This is a genomic window from Alteromonas sp. LOR (genome assembly GCF_000753865.1).
Lineage (GTDB): Bacteria > Pseudomonadota > Gammaproteobacteria > Enterobacterales > Alteromonadaceae > Alteromonas.
On sequence record NZ_JQFW01000051.1, the window covers coordinates 1 to 255 of the forward strand.

The following is a 255-nucleotide window of genomic DNA, read 5'->3' on the forward strand; positions in this document are numbered from 1 at the left end:
AGGTAAATCACTCAATTGGTAAATTCGGACTCTCCAACATTTGAACCGTCCACTAATATGACAATGAGTGCAAAGGAGCTACAAGGTTTAGCGATTGAACAACCTTTTAATTATCGAGAACATGTGTTTTCAGTAACATATGGAGGTCAAATATATGCCAGAAGATTTGGCGTAGCCTATTCGGATTCAACCATTTTGGTGATACATGGTGTTTTGTCAGATGGATTTACATATAACAAGTTCTCAGGACTCCTA

Annotated in this window: 1 protein-coding gene; it reads left to right on the forward strand. The window is 37.6% G+C overall.

Annotation, left to right across the window (positions count from 1 at the left end; all coding sequences use genetic code 11):
* Positions 1-57: 57 nt before the first annotated feature.
* Positions 58-255 (forward strand): hypothetical protein (locus tag JV36_RS19915; protein ID WP_235207864.1); only part of this gene is annotated, 198 nt, incomplete at its 3' end.